Annotated in this window: 17 protein-coding genes; 7 read left to right on the forward strand and 10 right to left on the reverse strand. The window is 51.8% G+C overall.

The window, feature by feature from the left end:
* Positions 1-1,702 precede the first annotated feature (1,702 nt).
* Positions 1,703-3,166, forward strand: a complete 1,464-nt coding sequence (locus VGN67_RS22385; RefSeq protein WP_327489367.1) for a sulfatase — start codon at positions 1,703-1,705, stop codon at positions 3,164-3,166.
* 46 nt (positions 3,167-3,212) lie between these two features.
* On the opposite strand, the gene VGN67_RS22390 is transcribed toward VGN67_RS22385, so the two are convergent.
* The 3 genes from VGN67_RS22390 to VGN67_RS22400 form a co-directional block, all read right to left on the reverse strand.
* Positions 3,213-4,538, reverse strand: coding sequence for a hypothetical protein (locus VGN67_RS22390; protein ID WP_327489369.1), 1,326 nt, complete (start codon positions 4,536-4,538; stop codon positions 3,213-3,215).
* The gene (locus VGN67_RS22395) at positions 4,535-6,052 is read right to left on the reverse strand and encodes a cellulose synthase family protein (RefSeq protein WP_327489371.1); all 1,518 of its coding nucleotides are present in this window, start codon (positions 6,050-6,052) and stop codon (positions 4,535-4,537) included. Before VGN67_RS22395 ends, VGN67_RS22390 begins: the two co-directional genes overlap by 4 nt.
* A gap of 98 nt (positions 6,053-6,150) precedes the next feature.
* On the reverse strand, positions 6,151-6,843 hold the full coding sequence (locus VGN67_RS22400) for a glycosyltransferase family 2 protein (RefSeq protein WP_327489373.1): 693 nt from the start codon (positions 6,841-6,843) through the stop codon (positions 6,151-6,153).
* A 406-nt stretch (positions 6,844-7,249) separates the two neighbouring features.
* Here VGN67_RS22400 and VGN67_RS22405 point away from each other — a divergent pair, with 406 nt between their 5' ends.
* On the forward strand, positions 7,250-8,056 hold the full coding sequence (locus VGN67_RS22405; RefSeq protein ID WP_327489375.1) for a Rossmann-like and DUF2520 domain-containing protein: 807 nt from the start codon (positions 7,250-7,252) through the stop codon (positions 8,054-8,056).
* Here VGN67_RS22405 and VGN67_RS22410 read toward each other — a convergent pair.
* Positions 8,038-9,243, reverse strand: coding sequence for an AGE family epimerase/isomerase (locus VGN67_RS22410; RefSeq protein WP_327489377.1), 1,206 nt, complete (start codon positions 9,241-9,243; stop codon positions 8,038-8,040). The genes VGN67_RS22405 and VGN67_RS22410 overlap by 19 nt on opposite strands.
* Before the next feature lie 138 nt (positions 9,244-9,381).
* On the opposite strand from VGN67_RS22410, the gene VGN67_RS22415 reads away from it, so the two are divergent.
* The 3 genes from VGN67_RS22415 to VGN67_RS22425 all read left to right on the forward strand — a co-directional run bounded on the left by VGN67_RS22415 (position 9,382) and on the right by VGN67_RS22425 (position 14,469).
* Positions 9,382-9,927, forward strand: a complete 546-nt coding sequence (locus VGN67_RS22415) for a 3-deoxy-D-manno-octulosonate 8-phosphate phosphatase (protein ID WP_327489379.1) — start codon at positions 9,382-9,384, stop codon at positions 9,925-9,927.
* A gap of 264 nt (positions 9,928-10,191) precedes the next feature.
* Positions 10,192-11,394 carry an exonuclease subunit SbcD gene (gene sbcD, locus VGN67_RS22420; RefSeq protein WP_327489381.1) on the forward strand — a complete coding sequence of 401 codons (1,203 nt, stop codon included), beginning with the start codon at positions 10,192-10,194 and terminating at the stop codon, positions 11,392-11,394.
* A gap of 24 nt (positions 11,395-11,418) precedes the next feature.
* On the forward strand, positions 11,419-14,469 hold the full coding sequence (locus VGN67_RS22425) for an AAA family ATPase (RefSeq protein WP_327489383.1): 3,051 nt from the start codon (positions 11,419-11,421) through the stop codon (positions 14,467-14,469).
* A gap of 9 nt (positions 14,470-14,478) precedes the next feature.
* Here the strand turns inward: VGN67_RS22425 and VGN67_RS22430 are convergent, their stop codons facing one another.
* Positions 14,479-14,715, reverse strand: a complete 237-nt coding sequence (locus VGN67_RS22430; protein WP_327489385.1) for a DUF433 domain-containing protein — start codon at positions 14,713-14,715, stop codon at positions 14,479-14,481.
* 249 nt (positions 14,716-14,964) lie between these two features.
* Here VGN67_RS22430 and VGN67_RS22435 point away from each other — a divergent pair, with 249 nt between their 5' ends.
* Entirely contained in the window at positions 14,965-15,423 is a 459-nt protein-coding gene (locus VGN67_RS22435) for a hypothetical protein (RefSeq protein ID WP_327489387.1), read from the forward strand.
* Positions 15,424-15,701: 278 nt separating this feature from the next.
* Here VGN67_RS22435 and VGN67_RS22440 read toward each other — a convergent pair whose 3' ends face one another.
* Positions 15,702-17,006 carry a dienelactone hydrolase family protein gene (locus VGN67_RS22440; protein WP_327489389.1) on the reverse strand — a complete coding sequence of 435 codons (1,305 nt, stop codon included), beginning with the start codon at positions 17,004-17,006 and terminating at the stop codon, positions 15,702-15,704.
* Positions 17,007-17,266: 260 nt separating this feature from the next.
* On the opposite strand from VGN67_RS22440, the gene VGN67_RS22445 reads away from it, so the two are divergent.
* Entirely contained in the window at positions 17,267-17,683 is a 417-nt protein-coding gene (locus VGN67_RS22445; RefSeq protein WP_327489391.1) for a hypothetical protein, read from the forward strand.
* 84 nt (positions 17,684-17,767) lie between these two features.
* Here the strand turns inward: VGN67_RS22445 and VGN67_RS22450 are convergent, their stop codons facing one another.
* The 4 genes from VGN67_RS22450 to VGN67_RS22465 all read right to left on the reverse strand — a co-directional run bounded on the left by VGN67_RS22450 (position 17,768) and on the right by VGN67_RS22465 (position 22,777).
* Positions 17,768-19,156: a sodium:solute symporter family protein gene (locus VGN67_RS22450; protein ID WP_327489393.1), complete on the reverse strand. Its 1,389-nt coding sequence runs from the start codon at positions 19,154-19,156 to the stop codon at positions 17,768-17,770.
* Positions 19,157-19,377: 221 nt separating this feature from the next.
* A complete protein-coding gene (locus VGN67_RS22455) occupies positions 19,378-20,250 on the reverse strand; it encodes an inositol oxygenase family protein (RefSeq protein ID WP_327489395.1) in 873 nt (290 codons plus the stop codon).
* 111 nt (positions 20,251-20,361) lie between these two features.
* Entirely contained in the window at positions 20,362-20,694 is a 333-nt protein-coding gene (locus tag VGN67_RS22460) for a hypothetical protein (RefSeq protein ID WP_327489398.1), read from the reverse strand.
* A gap of 301 nt (positions 20,695-20,995) precedes the next feature.
* On the reverse strand, positions 20,996-22,777 hold the full coding sequence (locus VGN67_RS22465; RefSeq protein WP_327489400.1) for a RagB/SusD family nutrient uptake outer membrane protein: 1,782 nt from the start codon (positions 22,775-22,777) through the stop codon (positions 20,996-20,998).
* Positions 22,778-22,825: the final 48 nt, after the last annotated feature.

A 22,825-nucleotide genomic window follows, 5' to 3' on the forward strand; every position in this document is an offset into this window, starting at 1 on the left:
ATCACTAACTGCCAGACTCTTCTGGCTTTGGGTACTTCTTTAACAGGATAATGAAAATAGTACCGTTTGATAATTTTTTCTGCAAACAATTCTTTTACCTATACTATTCAGCTATACTTGCTGCCTACTTAACCACACTTATTAATCCACCGCTATTTTCTTCCTTTATGCATAACTTTATAACCTAACTCTACTTCAGGCATGTCAGATAGTACGGCTTATTTGGTTAATTTACAAGATGATAATCAGTACATTAAAACTGTTTCTTATGAAAAGCTTATCAATCCGCTGGTCGGGTGTTCTCTCCTTTCTTTTCTTATCCTTAGTCTTCTCTAATACCAGTGGATGTATCCGCAAGTTAGATCGAACTACTGTTGTCCATGGAAAAGTCACTGACCAGACTGGGCAACCCGTAGATAGCGTGACTATACTCTTCGCTGGTACCATAGGAGTGAGAGCTGGGTTTCCTATTAAAGAGACCTTGACCGATTCTAATGGCTCATATGAACTTGTGGTCGATGTGCCGAGAAAGTATCATTCTGCTAGTATCAATCTGTCGTTTAGTAGGCGGCAGGAATTGCTTGATAAGTATTATGAATCCCTTGTATACGAAAACGGTGTCCAAACGGGCACCTGTTGTTTTGTAGTCATGGGCGGAAAGACTAAGTATGACTTCGTACTGTTGCCCAAATAATTTATTAATCCACCACCAAACCTTTTCCTCTATGCACTGCTTCCCGATCTAACGATACTTCCACTTGTTAGCCAGAGAAGCCTCTAAGACTTTAAAAAGAGAAGTGCTAACCGCATTTGCTGGGGTAATCTTTTATCACGAACGTGAAGGCTATGCCTTCTAAGTCCGTATTACAACAAAACTATTTCTTATGAAAAGCTTATCAATCCGCTGGTCGGGTGTTCTCTCCTTTCTTTTCTTATCCTTTGTCTTATCTAATACCAGTGGGTGTATCCGCAAGTTAGACCGAACTACTGTTGTCTATGGACGGGTTACCGACCAGGCCGGGCAGCCGGTAGATAGCGTAACCATACTATTTGCAGGACACAAAGGAGTGAGCGGCGGGGTTCCTATAAAAGAGACCTTGACCGATTCTAATGGTTCATATGAAATCGTAGTCGATGTGCCGAAAAAGTATCTGTATGCTAGTATTGTATCGTCCCTGGACTTTGAGTCACTTAGTAGCAAGTATAGCTCTCAGAATCGGCTCATTTATGAAAATGGTGTCCAGAAGAGCACCTGTTGTATTGTAGTCATGGGCGGAAAGACCAAGTACGACTTCGTACTGTTGCCCAAATAATTTTCATTCCAAAAAACTGCCAAAAGCATGAAAAAAAATATAAAACTTCTTGCAAAATTTTAGGCATTACCATCCTTTTGTTATTGGGTTTGGAGAATGGATACGCCCCAACACCCAAGGAAGGAAAGGAAAAAACCGAGCAAGAACTGCGCGATCGCAAGACCAGCCTTTTGCTCAATAAGAGTTTCTTCACCGAAGTTGATGTAGAATAATACCGCTACCTCCCCGCAACGCCAAGAAACAGATCGAAGTGCGCACTACTGCCGACCAGTAGCAGGGCCTTTATGAACGTCTTGTAGGAGTACCTAATCATCAAGCTACCCACTACCATTAAATTGTTAGTGAATTTTGCTTTATCTAAAAGAGCCTGCTATTTTCTATTTCTCTGTATGAGCCGTAAGCCACAAAACTGCCTCCTGGTACTACTAAGTCTATTTCTGTTTGTCCAGTCCGGCTGCCAGCGCTCCGGCACAAAAACAGCCGCTACTACGTCCGGAGCCTCCGGTAAACCCAACTTCATCATTATCCTGATGGATGACCTGGGCTGGGCGGATGTGGGCTTTAACGGCAGTACCTACTACCAGACCCCCAACCTGGACCGCATGGCGGCCCGCTCGGTGCAGTTTAAGCAGGCCTACGCGCCCTCACCGGTATGCTCCCCCACCCGCGCTTCTCTCCTGACCGGCCAGCACCCGGCCCGTCTGCAGATTACCGACTGGCTACCCGGCCGTACCGACCGCCCCTCGCAGAAAATGCTCCGGGCGCAGCTCCTGCCCGAACTACCACTCAGCGCTACGACCCTGCCCGAGGTACTTAAGGGAGCAGGCTACACCACCGCGCATATTGGCAAATGGCACCTGGGCGGCGAAGGCCACGGTCCGCAGCAGCAGGGCTTCGATAGCAACATTGCCGGCAACCACAGCGGTAGTCCCACCAACTACTTCTACCCCTACCGGAACCGGCAGACCGGCAAAGACCAGATGCCCGGCCTCGAACAGGGTACCGACGGCGAGTACCTCACCGACCGCCTTACCGACGAGGCAGAGCAGTTTTTGGCCCAACAGAAAGGAGAACCGGGCCTCGCCAGGCCCTTCCTGCTGTACCTGGCGCACTATGCCGTACACATTCCATTGCGGGCCAAGCAGGACCTAATTGCTAAGTACCAGCAAAAAGTACCCTCCGAAGGTACCCAGCGTAATGCCATTTATGCCGCTATGATCGAGAGCATGGACCAGAGCGTAGGGCGAATCCTGCGGAAGCTGGAAGAACTGGGGCTGGACAAAAATACGGTGGTGATATTTACGTCGGACAATGGTGGGCTATCGGTGAAGGAAGGGCCCAATACCCCCGCAACCTCCAACTACCCCTTGCGGGACGGCAAAGGGTACCTCTACGAAGGCGGTATCCGGGTGCCCCTGCTGGTACTACTACCAGGTACCCGCCAGCAGCCGTTTGTATCGCAGGTACCCGTTACCCTCACCGACCTGTACCCAACCATTCTGGACCTGGCAGGAGTAGAGAGTGGAGGTACTACTGATGGTAAAAGCCTGGTTCCGCTGCTCCGGCAGGGTACCTTGCCGGAGCGCCCCCTCTACTGGCACTACCCGCACTACAGCAACCAGGGCGGTCGGCCCGGCTGGGCTATCCGGGAAGGCGACTACAAACTGATTGAGTACTTTGAAGACCATTCGCAGGAGCTATTCAACCTGAAAGCTGACCCCAGCGAACAGAATGATCTGCTGAAACAGGAGCCCAAACGGGCAGCCTTGCTCACAGCCAAACTACACACCTGGGGCAAAGAGGTAAATGCTCAGATGATGAAGCCGAATCCGGAGTACGTAAAGAATGAATAAGCGATTAGAGGGAGAAAGCAGGAAAGGTAAAAAGGAGGAAAATACTCTACCTTCTATCTCTCCACTCATTCCTGGTTTTATTTACCTCAATTACCAGCCAGCCTCCCACCACCAGGTACTCCAACCCTACTACCCATAGGTTTTCGGAGAAAGGAACGTTGCCGTAGGCGAGGTAAGTTAGGGGTAGCAAAGCCGACCACACCAGCACGTAGCGGAAGCGGGTGAGTACACCCAGCGCTACCAACGGCGTTACGTACCAGGGGTGTACCGTGGTAGCGCACAGCAGGTACACCGTCAGGATGAGCAGGGCTCGCTCGTACAGCGAGAAGTGTATCTTTTTATAAAAGGATAGAAAAAGAATAGCCGAAAAACTCACCAGCGACAGCAGCGGTCCCAGAGTACCTATAGGGTTATACCCCAGCAGCCAGGTACCTGCCGACCGCAGCAGGTAGTACAGGCCGGCGTTGAACTCGAAGCGCCGGAAGTACAGCCCGAGGCTATCGGACATGTTGTACCAGATAGCCGGGTCCCAGAAAGGCAGGAACGACAGCAGCACACCTATCCCTACAAGGCCCGCGTAGCTAACCTGCTCCCGGAGCTTCAGCCGGCTTATCAGCAAGGGCAGAAAAATGAGTGGCAGCAGCTTTATGCCCACCGCCCCCGCCAGCATCAGGGCCGAAAGATTCCGCTTTTGCTCTTGCCAAAAGTACAGACTGCCCAGCAGGAAGAAAATCGTCACGCCTTCGTAGTGGATATTGCCCGTCAGCTCGGCAAGTACCAGTGGGTTTAACCCATACAGTAGTACCGCCCGTCGGGCCGTCTCCTCTATGTACCCTACTGACTTTGTAATTCTATAAATCAGGAGCAGTGACCCCAGCTCTGCCAGCAGTATAGGTACCTTAAGCCACACTATGGTTGCGTAGGTACCGGTACCCAGTCCGGTAGCCACGGCAAACCAGCCCTGCAGCAGGGGCGGATAGACGGTGTAGTACCTGGGAGAATTAAGATTTTGAAAAAGCTCCCGCCCTAACCCCAGCCTGGTAGCCCACTCGGTATATAAAATATTAGCCGGAAGATAAACAAACGGATTGTAGCCGTGTAGTAGCAGCCGACCGTCCCAGATAAAGCGGTACACATCGTCCGAAAGCGCGGGCAGTGCAAACAGCCACACCAGCCGAAACAAGAGTGCCGCCCCCACAAAAAGCAGAAAATCTTTTTCTACCCGCTTGATCAACAGGAAACCGTACAGCAGGAACAGCCCGCACCAGAGGAGCAGTAGCTGCGTGGTAGCGGTTCGGGGGGTGGCATAGGCCAGCCACGAGTGGCCAATCAGAGAAATGCTAATCCAACCCCACTGTACATAGCGGTTCATGGCTTTACCAGCGAATGGCGCACGGAGTAGAAAGCGACGAAGCCGTAGCCCAGCACCAGCAGCAGATGAAAGCCCAGCGCCCCGTACTGACCCGTAGCCAGCCCATATATTAAGCCCGCTGCAAAGTAAAGTACCAGTACCAGCTCCATCCAGGTCAGGGGCGGAATGCGGCGGGCATTGTAGGCGTTGCTTTGCCAGCGGTCGGTGCGGTTACGGACATTGAACTTGGGCGTACGCACAAAGGGAGATTTCCGGCCCAGGTACCCTTCCATAACAGCCACCGCGTTGTGCAGGGAAAGGCCCAGCATAATAGCCAGAAAGGTCGGGAATAAGATGATAAACTCCCAGACGCCGGATTTTTTCTGAAAAGCAGTCCAGTAAAACAGCGCCAGAATAACCATACTTACCTGAAAGAAAGCCAGCCAGCCCCAGGGTACCTCCAGCAACAGCATCGGTACGCTCAGAAGGGCTATTGAAAGAGTACAGATAAATATTGCGCTGTTCAGCAAATGGAAGGAGGCGTGCAGCTTGGTGGCCAGCGGGAGCGCCCGGTCGCGCCACACCGGGAGCAGGTTCTTGCGGGCGCATTCGGCGGCACCTTTGGTCCAGCGGTACTGCTGCGACTTTACGGCGGGCATGGTTACGGGTAGTTCGGCCGGTGACACCTGGTCTTCCAGGTACACAAACCGCCACCCCCGCTGCTGGGCGCGGTAGCTCAGGTCCAGGTCTTCGGTGAGGGTATCGGCCGACCACCCCCCGGCGTCTTCGATGGTAGCCTTGCGCCAGATACCGGCGGTACCGTTAAAATTTATAAAATGCCCGCCGGTGTTACGCCCCACCTGTTCAATGGTGAAGTGGGCATCCAGCCCGAAGGATTGCATCCGGGTAATGAGGGAGTAGTCTTCGTTGAGGTGCCCCCAGCGCGTCTGGACTACACCTACCTCCGGGTCCCGAAAATAGGGTACTGTTCTTTTCAGGAAATCAGCGGGTGGCAGGAAGTCCGCGTCAAAGATAGCGACGTATTCGCCCTGCGCCCGTTCCAGCCCAAAGGCCAGCGCACCCGCTTTAAAGCCCGTGCGCTCCGGACGGCGTACGTGGTCTATGGTGAATCCGGCCGCCTGGTACTTCGCTACCCGGCGGGCTATTAGGGCGGTAGTGTCATCGGTGGAGTCGTCCAGTAGTTGTATTTCCAGTAGCTCGCGTGGGTAGTCAAAGGCCGTGATGGTATCAATCAGCCGCTCTACTACGTACCGCTCGTTATAAACCGGCAGCTGTACCGTCACTTTGGGCCAGTGCTCTGGTATAGTAGTTTCCTCCTCCTTTTCTCCCTGCTTCCTTTCCTCCTTTCCTCCGCAGCGGGAGGCGCCGCTGCCACGGTGGCTCCTCCGGCGGCCGCCTTTTTTATCTTTCCAATACAGAATGACCAGACTCAACTGCGCCAGACTGTACCCGAAAATAAACAGCATGGGCAGCAGGTACAGGAGCAGGACGATGTAATACAGGACTTCGGACAAAATAGCTAACGATTCAGGATCTATTCAGATGGTTTCTTACTACTTCAAAGGTACTATTCTTTCCTGATTCAGGCACAGGTCTGTACGGTACTTCCTTCTTACCTATACTTAAATATCCAGCTCAAAATTTTATAACCGGCCAGCAAAGTACCTTTCACAGTACCTGATATTTTGGAGTGACCAATGCGGCGGCGGTAGGTAACGGGTACCTCGCCCGTCCGAAAGCCCAGTTTTGCGGCCTTCAGCTGCATTTCTACGGTCCAGCCGTAGGTAGTATCCTGCATATCCATCTCCAGAAGCTTGTTAAAGCGCACCGCCCGAAAGGGACCCAGATCGGTGTACCTGCTACCGTACAGCTTTTCGATAAGGGTAGTGGCCAGCCAGTTGCCAAATACCTGCTGGGGCGTCATGGAGCCCGGCTCGCGCTTGCCCAGCGCCCGGGAGCCAATCACCAGGTCGAGGTTGTTTTCGGTCAGGTGGCTGACCAGCAGCGGAAGTTCTTCGGGGTAGTCGGAGTAGTCGGCATCAATAAACACGACTACATCCGGTGGTATGGCTTTACTTTTTAAGTGCGCAATGCCTTTCAGACAGGCGTAGCCGTAGCCCTGACGGGGTTCATCCAGTACGGTAGCGCCGGCCGCCTCCGCTGCCTGACGGGTGTCGTCGCGCGAGTTATTGTCTACTACGAGTATCTCCCTGACCAGGTGCTGAGGAAGGTCTTTTACTACATTTCCTACCGCATTTTCTTCGTTGAAAGCCGGTATAATTACATCAATGACTGGAGGTTGCAAAATATACAAAAGTTGATTAAACGGTAGTAGTTTGGAAAACTACGCTATTATTAACCATACGGGGCTATTTTTGGTAGTTTCAAACATAAATTTATGTGCAAAACTCAGATAGGACCTATATAAGTATACACGTATTAAAAATTACGTAATTATTTGTCAAAAGGGTCACTTTCCGCCCTGAATTTTGAATAGTTCCCAGTTTTTTTTGGACAAAAAAGCAAAATAAAGAGGCTCTGAAATAGTGGAGTGGATACTACAGGATGAACTTTATAAAGGCGACCGAATTTAGAATTAAAGCGTAAGATAAATCTAAAAATATAGAGGTGAAATAAGTTAGATTCCGGGAGTTGTCCTAACTTGCCTTACAACAACCTGACTTTATTGTTTATATAACTGGTTACAAGGTATGACTATTTCTTTTGTGGGCGCGGGTAACGTGGCCTGGCACCTGGCTCAGGCGTTTGAAAGTGCCGGACACATTGTTAGTGAAGTGTACAGCCGCGATCCGCAAAATGCCCGCAAACTTACCTCGCTCCTGTACGACGCGTCCATCCAGCCCGACCTTAACTTTGCCGAAAGTGACGCCGACCTGCTTGTCATAGCGGTTTCGGACGATGCACTTGCGGGAATTATTGAACGCATAGTACTGCCCGAGAACGCCATCGTGGTACATACGTCGGGTACCCAGTCACTGGCTGAACTTCAGCGGCTGGTGGGTATATACAGTGATGTGCCGGTGCGCACAGGGGTGCTGTACCCGCTACAGACTTTCACCAAAGAAACTCAACTTGACTACGCCCGGGTACCTTTCTGTATTGAAGCTATCGAGCCCGACGTGGAGGAGCAACTGATGGCACTGGCCCGGAGCGTTAGTGACCATGTGTACCTGGTGGATTCCTACGAACGCCGGATCCTGCATATAGCGGCGGTTTTTGCCTGCAACTTTACTAATCATCTGTATAGCGTAGCCCACGACTTACTGGCCCGCGAGCAGCTGAACTTTGACCTGCTAAAACCCCTGCTGCAGGTAACTCTGGATAAAGCGCTCCAAACCTCAGACCCGGCCCTGGTTCAGACGGGTCCGGCGCGCCGGGGCGACTGGGCCGTTACGGGCCTGCATCTGAACTACCTTCAGGAGCTTAATCCGGCCTGGGCCAGCCTGTACCGGCAGCTTACGGAAAGTATCCGGCAGCGTCACTTCGACTCGGAATAAACCCGGGCGCGGGTGGGTTTCACCTCGGCTGATACCCGCAGTAGCTGACTAATGGCAGCCAGGTTTTTGACGGTGTGGAAGAAGCCTTTCTGCGGGGTAATCTTGTGCCGGAGTAGCGGTTGTCCGGCCCGGTCCAGCTCGTCGTACCACTCGCCGTGGGTAGTATCCGGAAAATGGGCCCAGGTGTATTCGTGTACTTTCTCAAAATTTTCCAGGAACCCTTTGCGCGCCGAAAGCAGGTGGGCCTTTAGCAACGTATGCAAGGCTTCCTGATGTACCCAGGCGCGTTTGTAGTGCCAGTCGGGGTACAGCGAGGGCAGACTTTTGAGATCCATCCTGTTAAAAATACCCCCCTGTACTTCATCCCAGGCCGCCTGTATAGTCAGTTCCACCAGATCCAGCGTCTGGTTCAGGAGCTTGCGGTTGCGCGCCCGGTCGGCCAGGTCCATCAAAATACCCGCTACTTCAAATACATGCCCCGGTACAATAAGCCTGCCTTCGGGGCAGTCCCAGAAATGGCCTTCGGGCGTTACCCGGTCCAGCAGTACATCGGTACGCTTATCGTAGAAGTCGTCGGTAATTTCCCGGATGAGGCTACTAATGGCATTTTTGTACCATTTCCGGTCCATGTACCCTTCCGCCTCCAGAAGTACCTGCCCGATCAGGGCCGGTTCGGCTATTGACTTCAGGTAGCGCCGTTTGCTGGGGTCATGGAGCTGTTTTTTTAGATAAGCATCCCTTTTCTTCAGGAGCTGTACGAGGGTTTTTTGGGTTATCTCTACGTAACGGGCTTCGCCCGTAGCCCGGAAAAGCTGCCCCAGCGCCAGCACTACGTACAGCGGAGCCAGCAGGTCATCAGCCTCTGATACCGCACTGCCGCGCCGGTCCAGGGTAGAGTACCAGTTGCCCTTTTTATCCCGGCCGTTTTCCAGTAAAAATTCAGCGGTATCCGTAGCCAATACCAGCCATTCCGGCCGCGGCTCAATGGTTCTGTACGCCCAGGCAAAAGCCCAGACCGCCTGCGCCTGCGCAGCGATGGGCTTATCCGTGGAAATTACCTCTCCGTTTTCGGCCACGGCTTCGTAGACCCCCCCGTACGTACTGTCAAAGGCATACTTTTCCCAAAACGGCAGGACCTGCTGCAGAATCTCGTCCTGGTACTGTTCGGCTAACTTTTTTAAATCCATACAAAGCGGCGGATAATCGTTCGGCGTACGGGAAAAATCAAAAATAACGTTAATTTCGTGTGGAACCGAAAATAATTAAAGCTCCTGTTTTACGACGGGCCTAAACTATTTAATAAACTAAGACCGCCACCATTTAGTATGAATCCACCATTGACCGACCGCTTACAGCGCATTACAACCTTTATTTTTGATATTGACGGCGTATTTACCGACGGGAGCATCCTGGCGCTGGAAAGTGGCGAGCAGTCCCGGAGTTTCAACGTCCGGGACGGCTACGGGATCAACCGGGCTGTAAAACTAGGGTACCGGGTGGCTATTATTTCGGCCCAGAACCAGGTTGGCGTACGCCGTCGGCTCGAGTACCTGGGCGTACGGGATATTTTTATTGGGGCCTCCCCGGATGGGAAGCTGGCTATTTATCAGAAGTACCTGCGGGATAATAACCTGACCGAAGCCGAAATTGTATACATGGGCGATGATATTCCGGACCTGGAAGTGATGGAGCAGGGGGCCTTGAGTGCCTGTCCGGCCGATGCCGTGGACGAAATCATTGCCATTGCCGACTACGTTTCGCCCCGCAATGGCGGCTGCGGCGCCGTCCGCGACCTGATTGAACAGGTAATGAAAGCGCAGGGCAAGTGGCTTTCGTGGATTGTCAGGCATGGAGAAGGAACAAGGGAATAAGCCAAAAGGAGGAGGAAGGGTACGAAAGGAGGAAAGGTATGAAAGGAGGAAGGGCGGCCCGTCCATTGCGGTGTAAAGTGAAAAACGAAAAACGTCGCCGCGTGAAGGAAGGGGTATTTGGTGAAAAATGAAGAGTGAGGAACGGGCTGCCGCGGTGAAGAACAAAAAGTGGTTCAGAGTTAGGGACGTATTCTCCCTGCCGGGGATACAGGGGGTGTATTTTAATGGTAAAATGCATCTCAGTTATGATTCAAGATTATACAAATGAAAATACTACATACTGCTGACTGGCACATCGGGAAGCAGCTACATAAATATGCACTGGACGAAGACCACCGGCTGTTTCTGAACTGGCTCGGTGACCTCATCGAAGAGCGGGGGATTGACCTGCTGCTGGTATCGGGTGATGTTTTCGATACCGCTTTTCCGTCTACTGCCGCCCTTGGCCTGTACTACGGCTTTCTGCAGCGGCTCATCGGCTGCCGGTGTAAGGTAGTAATAACCGGTGGCAACCACGACTCGCCGGGGGTACTTAACGCGCCGCGCGAGATTCTGCGCCACATGGACATACGGGTGGTAGGCTGCGCCACCGACGACTGTTCCGACGCGCTACTGCTCTTCCCGGAAATGAACGTGGCCATTGCGGCGGTACCTTACCTGCGCGACGTGGACCTGCGGCGGTCGGTGTCAGGCCAAAGCTACGACGACCGCGCCGAAGCCGTCCGGCAGGGAATCCGGACCCACTACCAGCAGTTCATCGACCTGCACCAGTCCCGGTACCGCGACCTCACGCTCCTGGGCATGGGGCACTTGTACGTAAGTGGCGCTACTACCTCCGACAGCGAGCGTGAGATACACGCCATCGGCGGATTGGCGGCCTTTGGCTGTGAGCATTTTCCCGAGGGGTACAGCTACATGGCGCTCGGGCACATACACAAGCCGCAGCAACTTACCGATACCGTACGCTACTCGGGTTCACCGCTTCCGCTGAGCTTCAGCGAGCGCAGTGACAACAAGTTTGTACTTGAGCTTACTCTCACCGATGGGAAACTTACGGGAGTAGAAGCGCTGTCTACGCCAAAGAACCGGGAGCTTCGAACCTTCTCGGGTACCATTGACGAGGTATGGGCGTCCCTGCAGGCCTACGCCCCTGCTACTTTGCTGGAGCCGCTGCTGGAGCTGAACGTCATTGAACCTTCCTTTGACCCGCAAAAGAGCGTTCAGTTCGATATGCTGGTGCGGGAGTTTGAGAAAGCGCCTTTCCGTATTATCAAGCCGCGCCTGACTTTTGAAAACCGTAGTAAGGAAGCCGACGAGCTATTTACCGTAGGTACCGATATCGAAGACCTCAGCCCGCGCGATGTATTCACTCGTCGCCTCGAAAACGAAGACCTGGACGAGGAAACCCGCTCACTTCTGCTTGAGGCGTTTGATGAGTTGCTGGAAGACGTACGAGGCGAACAGTAGTAGCGAATCCCCAATCTACCTGACATGAAAATCCTCCGCATTCGATTTAAGAATATAAACTCTTTTTACGGCGAGCATCCGGCCATTGATTTTTCGGGTTCGCCCCTTTCAACTACCGGCCTGTTCATTATTTCCGGGCCAACGGGTGCGGGCAAATCAACCCTGCTGGACGTAATAACCCTGGCGCTGTACAACGAAGTACCCCGTCTGGGCCGTACTATTTCTAAAACAGAAATAGATAAGCAGGGTTCGGTGGTCAATATGAAGGCAGCCGATGAGCCCAAAACCGAAGCCTACGCCGAGGTAGAGTACGAAGCCAAGGGCAAACAGTACCGCGCACGCTGGTCCATCGCCAAAAATCGTAACGGCAACTGGAACAACTACCAGATGGAAATAGCCGAACTGCCGGAGGGCAAGCTCCTGGACGTCAAGAAACTGTCCGACTACCCCGACGTCAACGCGCAGCTCATTGGCCTTAAGTACGAGCAGTTTATCAAATCCATTATTCTGGCGCAGGGCAGCTTTGCGGAGTTTCTGAAAGCCGATAAAAATACCCGGGGCAAGTTGCTGGAAGATATTACCGGTACGCACATTTACCGCACCCTGGGCGCGGCGGCCTTTGAAAAAGATAAAGCCTGGCAGGAAACACTCCGGCTGAAAGAAGCCGAAATACAGGGCGTGCAGCTACTCACGGCGGAGCAGATCGGGGAGCTTGAGCACCGAAAAGGGCTGGCCGAAAGAGAAAAATCCGTAGCCGAGGGACAATTTGAGCACTGGAATACCGAGAAGCGACTGTGGGAGGAATGCCAGACCCTGACAATCCGGCTGGAAAAGCTGGACCAGGAAAAGAAGGCTTTGCAGCAACAGATAGAAGCTTTTGCCCCCATGGTAGAGCGCCTGCGTCAGCACGAGTCGGTAAGTACCTTTGCCGGTGATTTGAGTCTGCTGCGCGAAAAACAACAGGCGCTTGACAAAGTCAGGCAGCAGGCCCGGGAGCTGGCTACCCGCTCTAATCAGTTGGCCGAAGAGCGCCAGAAACTGCTGCATGAGGCCGGTACCCTGGTGGGGCAGCCCCTGCTAGAGGAGCAGTACCTGGAAGTACTGACCAGATTTGAAAATGAAATTCAGGGAGTAAATACAAAAGTAAAAGAGCTAAGGGCGCAGGCTTCACCACTCATGACCACCCTTCAGAATGAGGTGGCCGGGTCGCGTCTTATTTTTATAAAGAACTTACCCTTCCGGAATATTGAAGAATCGCAGGCGGTACTAGCCGCCGAAGAGGGTAGACAGCAGGCGGTACTGGCCTACTTCCCTCCGGGTTTTGACTCGGATACGGAACTAAACGGGCTGAATGAGCAGGAAAAGGAAATTATTGAACTAACCAACGCTCTGGCCCTGCGAAAGTCGCTCGGTGAAGAAGGCAGCAGTAAGAAAAGCAGGCTGGCACTCGCCCAGAAGACGGTACAGGAGTCTTCGCCCTTGCTGGCCAGGCTGGGGGAAGATTTGGAGAAAACTTCGCTGAAAATCGTTGAGTTTCGGGAGCAACTCAACCGGGAGCTGACCCGTAATAGCTTCGAGGAGCAGCGTAAGCAGCTTAAAGAGGGGGAAGAATGTCCCCTGTGCGGCTCGACCCATCACCCCTTTGTACATGAGTATATCAATAACCTGTTTAGTTTGCAGGAGACGATTAAGGCGGCCGAACGAGAGCAGAAAGAGCTACAAATACAGGAAAAAGAGCTGGCGGCTACCTTAAATACCGCTCGTAGTCAGGCAGAAACGCTGACGCCCGAACTGGAAATCTTACGTAAACAGTACCGGGAAGCAGAAAGTACGGTTAAGACCTACCTGAACCGCTTTGGCCTCACTGACGAAGCCGAAAAGGAAGCCATTGATACCCAGAAAGAAAAGATAAATATTCAGAAGGCGCGGATAAAAGCCTGGGTACAGGCCCGGGAAACCATTGAAGCCATCAAGCGTCTGCAGCAGCACTTTACGCAGCTAATTCACTTCCGCGAGCAGGTTAACAAGCAGCAGGACCTGCTCAAGAGCCGGTATACCGGTGACGACATCCAGGCCGACGCCAATCGGCTCCGGCAACGCTGGCTGAGCTGCGAAAACGCTACAAAAACCACAGAGGAAGCCCTGGCGGTGAATAAAAAGCTAAGCAGCGAAACCGAGCTAACGGTAAATAACCTACTGGATAATTTGCAAAAGAGCCTGCTTGAGGTAGGTATCGGCTCGGTAGACGAAGCGAGTTCGCGCCTGCTGCCGACCCAGGAGTACCAACGCCTGAAACAACAGCACGAGGGGCTGAACGACCGCCGCAAACAACTGGCCGTACAGGAAAAAACGCTTCACGACGAATTGGCGTCAAAGAATAATCTGCGGAAAGTGTCGGATGTATCGGCTGACGACCTGGCTACCAACGTAGAAAAGTACCGGAAGCTCCGCGACGAGTACCTGGGGCAGGTTGCCACCTGTGCTGAGCAGCTACGCAACAACGAGCAGAACAGTAAACGATTTGCCCACATGCAGAGCGAGCTGGAGGTACTGCGCCGCCAGCGTCATAAATGGGAATTGCTCAGGAAGTACATCGGCGATGCCACCGGAAACGCGTTCAGCAATTTTGCCCAGGGCCTCACGCTCAGTAACCTCATTGGTTTTGCTAACCTGCGGCTGCGCCTGCTCTCGGACCGCTACATCCTGGACAAGCCCCACAACGACGCCGATAGCCTTTTTGTACTGGATACCTACCAGGGCAATACGCCCCGGGCCGTCACGACGCTCTCCGGTGGCGAAACCTTTACGATTAGTCTGGCGCTGGCGCTGGCGCTCTCCGACCTGGCTTCCCGCAACGTCCGTATCGAAAGCCTCTTTATTGACGAAGGCTTTGGTACCCTCGACCCCGATTCGCTCGAAACGGCCCTGGGTACCCTGGAAAGGCTACAGAGCGATAGTCAGAAAATAGTGGGGGTTATCTCGCACCGTCACGAAATGAAAGACCGGATTCCGGTGCAGATTCAGGTAGAGAAAGGTACCGATGGTACCAGTAAGGTCGTGCTGGTAGGGGGGTAGACAGTTATGTTAAGCAGCAATAGCCGGAACAATGCTACGGGCATCCGCAATGTGAGAAGCGTATAGAAGGCAGGCCCGAATATCCTCTTTCTCCAGATAGGGGTAATCAGTGAGTATCTCCGCCTCTGTCATGCCAGCCGCTAATAGTTCGAGTAGTTGTGAAACGGTAAAGCGCATATTCCGGAGTGTAGGCTTTCCATTACAAACAGCAGGATTTAGAGTGATGCGCTCAAGTAACTTTTCCATAATCTGTTTTTTACAAATATACCTCCGCTACCGCCAGTTTGCAACTGGTGGTAAATAATCTTATAAGTCCTTGACTTGGATACCCACGGTGATTTCCCTACTACTAATTATCTGGCGAATGAGCCATTACGTTATTGTGCCAGTCTTAGACTTCATTTATTGCATAAACCGCCAGTTGCAAACTGGCGGCAGCGAGGAGAATTTACATATGATTACAGGTATTCGTCACTAATTAAACTTCATCAGGCCATGTCAAAGCCAATTCGACTCCTCTTATTGATTCTTGTATCAACAGGTACCGTCACTACCCAAAGCAGTTGCAATCATTGTTCACCCGACAGAGGCGGAATTTTTTATCAAGGTTCATTGGGAACCTGGCGGCTGATACGTATTGAATCACCCAGCAGAAATCAGACGCAGTTTTCAGAGCCGCAGACGCTGAAAATTGCGCTTGAAGCTGATAGCAGAGGGAACTCAGTGGCACGGGAAACGCTCCGTAGCGATACGACTACCGTAGAGAGGCTTGAGTGGGACACAGTAGACTTAAAAAATTGCCGTCAACAAAGTTTTGTTGTTATCTACGATAACCGTCAGCAGCGGAAGTACTGGCTCAGTGAACAGGGCCAGACCTTACGGGCTACGGGCTATGTAGATGAACTGGGTAGTAAGGCTGATACGCTAATGTACTTCTACGAGCGGGTACCGTGAGGGAGGGCAACCTGTTTTTACTGCATTAGCATTGTCCTTAGCCGCCAGGAAGTAGCCCTGGTGGCTCTTTTTATTCCTCTCCGCTACCACCAGTTTGCAACTGGTGGTAAATCATTATATAAGTTTTTAGCTTAATATCCATTTCCTGTTACTGCCAGTCCCATGAGCTATTTAGCTATTGTGTCAGTTATAGCGCATAGGCCACCAGTTGAAAACTGGCGGTAGCATGGGGGATATAGTACTAATGGACAATTTAATCAGTGAAGTACCTCTCTTCATTATTGAAGCCACTTGTCAAACCACGCGAAAGCATCGGTTTGCATGGCCACATCAAACTTATGGTCACCGTCGTAGAACTGGCCCTGGTAGGCATCGCCCGCGCCGGCGAGCGTATATACTTCCCGCAGAATAGCGTCGGCTTTCTGCATTTCGGCCCCTGTAAATAGCCGGTCCTGGTTGTTGCTCTGTACCATTACGGGCAGTGGCACGCGCAGTCCGAGTATTTCCGGAAACTCCAGGTAGTTGGGTAGTAGCGGAGTGTACGTCATCCAGGTATGCGTATAGGCTTTGTGGAGCAGGAAATCGTTCCAGGTAGACATAAATCCCACACAGACCGCGCATTTGATACGCTCGTCGAGCCCCGCCAGATACACCGTCCGCAGGCCACCTCCCGATAGCCCGGCACAACCCAGCCGCTTTGGATCTACGTCGGGCCGTTGGCTCAGCAGGGTCAGCGCCATCTGATCCTCGGCCAGTACCACGCCCGGCCAGGTAGTTCCGGCACAAAATAACGACTTGGACACCACGTGCTCGTGGCTGGATGACCAGGCGTTGTAGGCGTCTATCTCTTCCTGCGTGGTAATTTCTGCGTCAGTTTTCGCCCCGGTTTTAGGCATCCCCCAGCTGATTCCTGCCACATCCTCGTAATGGGCCCGGCGGCTGCCAAACAGAAAGGCATCCGGCACCAGCACCACGTAGCCACGTTTGGCTACTTCGTTGGCCCAGGCCCTGCCTTCGTAGTACCCCGCCTGATGCTCGCGCATATGGGGGTCCTGCTGGTCGGAGGTGCGGGTAATTTTGGCGTAGCCGTAGTATTTTTCCCCGCTATGATCGTGCAGCGCCAGTAGGGCGGGCAGGGGTTTTTGAGTCCCCTCGGGTTTTAAGAGCAAGGCTTTGGTAGGTCGGCCGTAGGGTAGTTGCCACGCTAATTCTTCAATTTCCAGCCCATCGTATACATACCGCTTCACCACTGTCACAGCAGGTACCTGGCTGATTGCTGCACTCGCCACCAGTTCTTTTACCTTAGGCAAAGCTTCCTTTTTCCAGGCGCTCAATTTCTTTTTGGGTGTGGCCCGCAGGGATAGCCTGGGTGGATCGGCCCGCAGTCCGGCGGCCCAGCTGCCGTAGTTGCCAATGATACTTTGTGAACTATCCATAACCGGCACAGGAGGTTGAATTAAAGGAGAAGACACCTCTACTGGATTGGATTCGGCTCCAAAAAACGGAGCAACGGCCAGACCTACTGAGGACTTCATAAAGCCACGACGGGTAAAAGACCAGGAAGGATGAGGTTCTTTTTCCATGAGTATTTCTAGTAAAAGAACCCGTACCCAAAAAGCTAACGTAATGCCTCCTTCTTCTCCGCGAGCGCGTCAGGTTTCATCGCTGGATTGCCGAAAGCGATCCCTGCGACTATACCTACTATACTGGCGCGGAAACCGTATATTAGCGGATAGCTCCACAGCCACTTTATTGGATGCCGTAAAAACAGCTATTGACAACGGAGCCGGAAGACGATTACAAAATGATACACAACAATTTGGCAGTTTACAACCAACTACCCATGCGAACCTGTGTAACTAAGCTCCTGCTGCTTGGTCTGCTGGCAGGGGTACCTGGGTGCGGGCGACACGATGATATTAATAAGACCTACGTATTTGAAGATTTTACCAAAGCTTACCAAATCAGGCATGTGCCTATGGTTGGGAATAAGTATACAGTGAAAGTAGAAGGTGCTTTCGATGGTAAGCTCAATATAAGGGTAGAATGCCTTTCAAGTCCGGATTTTCCATTCGATGCTAAATACAAACAATCGTCCTGTTTTAAGGAAAGTAAAGTATATACAGATTCGGTAAGAATAGATATAAATAACATGGAAATTTACCAGGCTGACCTTGCTCATAACACCTACATCTACCCCAACACTGCCCGGCGGGGCAAGGTGACGGTGACAATTAAGGAGTGGACGCCGCAAGATTAGGTCTTATTAGTCAAAAGTGAGCCGCCGAGTAGTTGCTTACTCGGCGGCTCACTTCTAAAATCGCCATTGTTAACAATCATGTACCTACTCCTCTACCAGCTCCGGTACCGTCTTTTTCCCCACCAGTACCCCTACAACCATGCCGGCTATACTGGCGAGTAAACCGTAGATCATAGGCGGGTACTCTGTTTCCAGCCACACGCAGGCCAGCCACACCACCAGCCCCACACTCATGGACAGCAGGCAACCCAGCAAATTGGCCCGCTGCCAGTAGAAGCCCGCCGCCAGGGGTACAAACAGCGACACCAGACTGAAGGCCGACGATTCACTAACCAGTTCAAAGATACTTTCGCGGGTAGTAGCCATCACGATACAGACTACCGTAATAGCCAGAATACCTACCCTTATGACGAGCAGCAACTGACGGTCCGACAGGTCGGGACGAAAGAACTTGACAATGTTTTCGCCCAGTACCGCCGCCGGGGCCAGGATAGCGCTACTGGTGGTACTCAGAATAGCCGATACCAGGGCGCCGAAGAACAGGATCTGCAGGGGCATGGCCGTATGCAAAAGGACCATGTTCGGGATAATCATTTGCGAATCTTTTTCAAGCTCCGGATACAACAGGTGCCCGCACAGGCCGATGAACAGAGGCAGCAGCGCGATGGTCAGGTACATAAAGGACGACAGCAGCGACGCCCGCACCGACACGTCCGCCGACTTAGCTGCCATGACCCGCTGAAATACATCCTGCTGCGGAATGGAGCCGAGGCCAATCGTAATCCAGGCGGCAAAGTACTCTACCGAACCCTTGAAAGTCCAGTCGGGATAAAAACGGAAGAAACCATCGGGCATCTGGTTGATCAGGGGGCTTAGTCCTCCTACTTTCTGGTACAGTACTACCGACACGAAAACAAGCCCCCCGATAATCATGAGCGTCTGCAGGAAATCGGTAATGGAAATGGACCACATTCCGCCCATCAGCGTATACAGGATTACTACTAACGAGCTAAGCAATATACAGTCAGTGAGCGACCAGCCCAGCACAACCTTTAACACAATACCCATGGCTATAAGCTGCGCCGCTATCCAGCTGAAGTAGGAAGGGATAATCAGCAGGGCCGAAAGCAGCTCGGCGGGCCGACCGAAGCGTAACCGAAAGAAATCACAGAACGTGATGATGTTCATCCGGTAGAAGCGACGGGCAAAGAAAATTCCCACCAGAAACAGACACAGCGCCGCTCCGAAGGGGTCTTCGATAATACCCAGTACCCCGTTTTTAATAAATTCGCCCGGTGCGCCCATAATCGTCTCCGAGCCAAACCAGGTGGCAAAGGTAGCCGAGGCTGCCAGTACCAGCGGGAGCCGCCGCCCCGCCAGAATGAAGTCCTGCGTGGTAGTTACCCGCCGCGATGCCCACATACCTATACCAAGGTTGAGCAGCAGGTATATGATTATGGAAACAGCTAACATGGATAGACAAAAGGAGGATACCGGAAACAGCCTGCAAACAAAAGGACTGGGAAACTTATTTGCAAGTACCTGAGGGAGTACTTTGTGAAGTAAATACAAAAAGAGCGACCTGCCGGGAAGTACCAGCGGGTCGCTCTTTCTTATGGAAAATACTACTAAGTACTCGTATAAAGTAGCATAGCTATGAAAAGCTAATGCCTGACTACCTAATCACTGTCAGCCTAAAAACGAAGCGTCTTTGGCAGGTACTTGGCTACCAGGTCTTCGTAGTAGGGACGCAGTTCCTGCCAGTTGGGCGGAACGGGCGACTTCGAGTACAAATCATAGGGGTTAAATTTATCCACCCATTTGAACATCTCGTGGTCGTGCGCATCCATCAGGTGCTCGTAGGCATGCTCGCGGTGCTGTGAGTAGAACGAGTGGTAACGCAGCATGTACAGACCTTCTTCCGGAATATAATTTTTCATCATTTGATAAATATACTCATCGTGCCCCCACGACATGTGTACGTTGCGCAGCCCGCAGTTAGGCTCATACACGCCGTACCTGGTGTTGTAGCGCTCGTCGTAGGTATCCGGATTAGCCGCGAAGTACTCAGGGTACACAATCTTGTCCGAATGCGCGCAGCCTACCGGGAACGTATCACCTACTACGGCCCACTGCGGCTCGCCAAACAGGCAAAGTACCTTACCCAGGTCATGCATAAGCCCTACCAGCACAAACCAGTCGGGATGGCCGTCGGCCCGAATAGCCTCGGAGGTCTGCAGCAGGTGCTGTAGCTGGTCCAGGTCGGTATCGGGGTCAGAGTCGTCAACCAGCGTATTCAAAAAGTCGAAGGCCGCCCATACCGGCATTTCCTTTTTGTCAAATTTTAGGAATTCCCGCTCCTTTTCCATGACGAAGTCGTACGTCTGGTAGGTATGGTTTAGCCGGTAAAACTCCCGCACCGTATCCCGCGCCGGTTCGTCGTAGTTTCTGAACTCCTCTTTGGTTTTGGCAGGCGTGTTGGGTTCCGGATAGCGTTCCAGAATATCATCCTCCCATTCGTCGAGACTCTGCAGGGGCGCGTTTTGGTCTATTGCGGTAGTTTTCATAGGGATAGTTCGGTAAAGCAATGTTTTTTGTAAAGATATACAAAAGGCTGTATTCCAGTCAACTTACTGGACCTACATAACAGGCTTACATTACTATTTGTTCGGCTGCTGTCAGCGTGGTCCGCGCGAACGCTCGTTCCGGCCGTAGCGGCGGTCGTCGTTGTAGTTACGGTTGCTGCGCAGCCTTCTGTTTTCGTAGTTGCGTCTACCGTTATTACGCGGGGCGTTACGTTGTTCGTAGCGCCGGTCGTATCGGGGCGAGTCACGGTATACGACCCGGGGTGGCGGTACCGGACGTACTACTATTACCCGTGGGGGTGGTGGGGGTACCCGGTAGCCGTAGTCGTAGCGGCGGGGTGGGTGGTTATGGTACACACAGGAAGTAGCAAAGCTTCCCAGCAGCAGCATAATGGCCCATATTGAAACAGACTTCACGTTTTTCATGGCTGGTTACGTTTGTTTTATACTAAGACAATTAAAAATGGGATTACCCCTATGGTACTTTACTAACGAAAAAAAGAGGACAGATTGGTATTTGTTTCCTGATTTTGAATTGTTTTCCCGGTATTTCAATTCGTGAAATGCGTACTGATCAGTTGACAGGTACCTATCTGATTAATCGGCAACAGCCTGATCTTTATCAGGTACTGCTGGTCGGCTAAGTTATAGATAGTCCAGAAAAAAATCTACCCGAATAGTCGTTTTCAGACTATTCGGGTAGATTTCAAATTTAACGAAATGCTTTTTATTCCCAGCCCGGATTCTGCTTAATGGCTGGGTTCTGGGCCAGGGTATTCAACGGAATGGGCCATAGGTAGTGCTTGGCTTCGTTGAATACAGGATTTTCAAAGTCGGTGCCTTTGAAAACATCAATATATTCTTTACCTGACACAGGGTCTATAGACGTTTTCATGTTAGTACCTTTAAAACGAGCCTGAGCATCCGCGTTCCAGCGGATCCCCATACTGGGTATTTCCAGTTTTTTGCCCTGCTTCCAGCGCTTAAGATCCGTATAACGATGGCCCTCCATAAATAGCTCAATACGGCGCTCCCGACGGATCTCAGCGATCAGCGGTGAAATACCATCTTTTGCGTAGCGGGGATCAACGGGTATATTACCCAGCGTCATGTGCGGCATTTTAACCCTGTCACGCAGTTTATTGATGCTTATGTCGAGGTCACCCTGAGAGATAGTGCCTAACTCGGCCAGTGCCTCAGCGTAAATCAACAGGGCTTCGGCAAATCGTAACGTAATTGCAGGAGTTTCGCCTGTATTGAACGCTTTCCCTATCATATCATCTGCATTGTAATGCTTGATGATGTGATAGCCGGTAGTAGTCTGTAAACCTCCACCCGGCATACCCAGCAATCGGGGATAGGTACGCCCATCGCCCAGGTGATAGTTGTACTTTTTTGTGTCGGCAGGGTGCAGCACCGTTTGGCGAAGGCGGGGGTCACGGTTTTCGAATATATTCTCAAACTGCTCATCGCCTTTATAAAGAGGTGACAAGGAAATGGGTAATCCATCGGTGCAGAGGTAATCTTCCACGAGGCTTTTAGTAGCACCACCTGTATAGTTGAAATAGGACTGAATGTGATTGTTGATCACCCCAGATTTGTACTTTCGCCAGTAAATTACTTCTGGATTGCCCGTCAGGTCGAGTACCCGATGGTAGGCATTATAATCATTCTCAGGATTGCCCGTCGAGTACAGACGGTAGGGACCTTTATCCATAAGTTCTTTGGCGGCCTTGACGGCTTCTTCCAACCACATCTTCGAATCGCCGGCGTTGTGATACTTGTTCCAGGTACCTTCATAGAGGCACAGGCGGGCTTTTACCAGCAGTGCGGCCCAGCGGTTAAGACGTCCGGGCGCGTTACCATCTCCCCAGTTATTTGGGAGTTTTGTGGAAGCGAAGTTCAGGTCGTCGAGTATTTTCTTCATCGCTTCGGCACGGGGCATGCGGGCGGCGTAAAGTTCCTCAGAGTCAATATTGAGTGAACGATCGACGTAGGGTACATCCCCAAATTTTTGCACTTTCTCAGCGTAAAACCAGCCGCGAAATAACTGTGCTTCTCCGGCGTACTTGTCTTTGGCGGCCTGCGGGATCTGGGCGCGGTTGTAGTTTTCCAGTCCTACGTTAATAGCCCGAATGAAGTTCCATCCCTGATAGCCAAACCACTCGGGATTGGAAGGTACATTGTGTTTTCCTGCCCGCACCTGCTGAAAACGCACGTGGCGGGGCTCGCGGGGAGCCAGGTTATCCGAGAATTCATCCTGAGCGTAGATGTTTCCGAAATGGCTGTTAAAACCCTCTGTATGGCCCATCATAATCGGAACCGCTACATCATTCCGGGCTATGTTGTAGATGCTGTTATTATACACAGCGAGGTCATTCTCAGAATTCCAGAAAGTCTCGTTGGTGATTTGATCCAGGGGATAGCGCTCCAGAAACTCGTCGTTGCAGCCGCTCACCAGAAAGGTTACCCCCAGGGCAAAGCTGAATTTTAAAATATTGCTTTTCATAAATTATTATTAGAAGTCCAATAAATTGAATGTGCTATAGAAAGCTGG

Origin of the sequence: Telluribacter sp. (assembly GCF_035998675.1) — a bacterium.
Taxonomy (GTDB): Bacteria; Bacteroidota; Bacteroidia; order Cytophagales; family Spirosomataceae; genus Telluribacter.

Bases quoted from the DNA above. Each gene is read 5' to 3' on its own strand.
- VGN67_RS22385 (WP_327489367.1), top strand. From the start codon at position 1,703: ATGAGCCGTAAGCCACAAAACTGCCTCCTGGTACTACTAAGTCTATTT.
- VGN67_RS22390 (WP_327489369.1), bottom strand. From the start codon at position 4,538: ATGAACCGCTATGTACAGTGGGGTTGGATTAGCATTTCTCTGATTGGC.
- VGN67_RS22405 (WP_327489375.1), top strand. From the start codon at position 7,250: ATGACTATTTCTTTTGTGGGCGCGGGTAACGTGGCCTGGCACCTGGCT.
- VGN67_RS22410 (WP_327489377.1), bottom strand. From the start codon at position 9,243: ATGGATTTAAAAAAGTTAGCCGAACAGTACCAGGACGAGATTCTGCAG.
- VGN67_RS22415 (WP_327489379.1), top strand. From the start codon at position 9,382: ATGAATCCACCATTGACCGACCGCTTACAGCGCATTACAACCTTTATT.
- sbcD (WP_327489381.1), top strand. From the start codon at position 10,192: ATGAAAATACTACATACTGCTGACTGGCACATCGGGAAGCAGCTACAT.
- VGN67_RS22425 (WP_327489383.1), top strand. From the start codon at position 11,419: ATGAAAATCCTCCGCATTCGATTTAAGAATATAAACTCTTTTTACGGC.
- VGN67_RS22430 (WP_327489385.1), bottom strand. From the start codon at position 14,715: ATGGAAAAGTTACTTGAGCGCATCACTCTAAATCCTGCTGTTTGTAAT.
- VGN67_RS22435 (WP_327489387.1), top strand. From the start codon at position 14,965: ATGTCAAAGCCAATTCGACTCCTCTTATTGATTCTTGTATCAACAGGT.
- VGN67_RS22440 (WP_327489389.1), bottom strand. From the start codon at position 17,006: ATGGAAAAAGAACCTCATCCTTCCTGGTCTTTTACCCGTCGTGGCTTT.
- VGN67_RS22445 (WP_327489391.1), top strand. From the start codon at position 17,267: ATGCGAACCTGTGTAACTAAGCTCCTGCTGCTTGGTCTGCTGGCAGGG.
- VGN67_RS22450 (WP_327489393.1), bottom strand. From the start codon at position 19,156: ATGTTAGCTGTTTCCATAATCATATACCTGCTGCTCAACCTTGGTATA.
- VGN67_RS22455 (WP_327489395.1), bottom strand. From the start codon at position 20,250: ATGAAAACTACCGCAATAGACCAAAACGCGCCCCTGCAGAGTCTCGAC.
- VGN67_RS22460 (WP_327489398.1), bottom strand. From the start codon at position 20,694: ATGAAAAACGTGAAGTCTGTTTCAATATGGGCCATTATGCTGCTGCTG.
- VGN67_RS22465 (WP_327489400.1), bottom strand. From the start codon at position 22,777: ATGAAAAGCAATATTTTAAAATTCAGCTTTGCCCTGGGGGTAACCTTT.